Source organism: Flexivirga endophytica, from assembly GCF_014640635.1.
Classification (GTDB): Bacteria; Actinomycetota; Actinomycetes; order Actinomycetales; family Dermatophilaceae; genus Flexivirga; species Flexivirga endophytica.
On the sequence record NZ_BMHI01000013.1, the window covers coordinates 1 to 1087 of the forward strand.

The 1087-nt window shown below is 65.1% G+C and carries 2 protein-coding genes; one reads left to right on the plus strand and one right to left on the minus strand.

All coding sequences use genetic code 11. The features are described from left to right. Window positions 1-306: putative quinol monooxygenase (locus tag IEX71_RS22310; protein ID WP_188839303.1), on the minus strand; the 306-nt coding region annotated here is incomplete at its 3' end. A 108-nt stretch (window positions 307-414) separates the two neighbouring features. On the opposite strand from IEX71_RS22310, the gene IEX71_RS22315 reads away from it, so the two are divergent. Further along, window positions 415-1087, plus strand: a 673-nt coding sequence (locus IEX71_RS22315; protein ID WP_188839304.1) for a DJ-1/PfpI family protein, incomplete at its 3' end; no start/stop codon positions are given.

Here is a 1087-nt window from a genome sequence, read left to right on the forward strand (position 1 = left end):
GAGCTTGGACGCGAGGACGTCGGCCGCCAGGATCTCGGGTGCTGCGCCGAGGAGGTGCTGGTTGGCCATCAGGGCTGCGACGATGGCACCGTTGGCGTGGGCGTCGCGAGCGGCCTCGTCGGGGAATGCATCGAAGATCCAGAAGGTGTCGGCGTGGGTCCTGACCGCGAACCAGACAATCGTTCCCACTTCTTCGTTGGCGAGCGCGACAGCGCCGGCGAGCAGCTCGGCGAGCGCGTCGTGCTGTCCATCGGCCGCGACAATCTTGGCGACGAAGGCATACGGAAGTGATACGGGTGTGGACATGAGGGGTTCTCCTAGGTGTCGAGGTTTCTTGGTGAAGCGAGTTCAGCGTATGACGAGCAAGAGCATGTGAGAAGTGGCGTATACGACAGTATTGCTATTGTTCACGCCATGCGTATCGGACTGATCCCGATCGACGGCTGCTTCGGTTCGGCGGTCGCGTCGATCATCGACATCATGCGGGTGGCCGACGGAGCCCGCAGCGATGTCGACCCGCGGATCGACCCGATCGAACTCGCCATCCTCGGACCGAAACGGACAGTGACCACGACAACATCGATGACCCTGTCGGTGGACCACCCGCTGTCGGAGTCCGCAGAGTTCGACGTGGTCGTCGTCCCCGCGCTTGGAACCCTCACGGCCGCCGCTACCCACGACGCCCTCCAGAGCCGAGATGCTCGTTCGGTCATCGCCTCACTCGGACGCCTCGACGACACGACCACCCGGATCGCCGCGGCGTGCACCGGCGTGTTCGCCGTCGCCGAGACCGGACGGATGCATCACCGGCGAGCGACGACCAGCTGGTTCCTGGGGCCGGAGTTCCTGAAGCGCTATCCGACCGTCGCCCTCGATCTCGACACCATGGTCGTGGTCGACGGGAACCTCGTCACCGCCGGCGCCGCCTTCGCCCACATCGACCTCGCGCTCTCACTCGTGCGATCGATCAGCCCCGACCTGGCCCAACATGTCGCCAAGCTCCTCATCATCGACGAGCGCCCGTCGCAGGCGGCCTTCGTCGCCTACGAACATCTCCGGCACGAGGACCCGATCGTCGTCGAGTTCG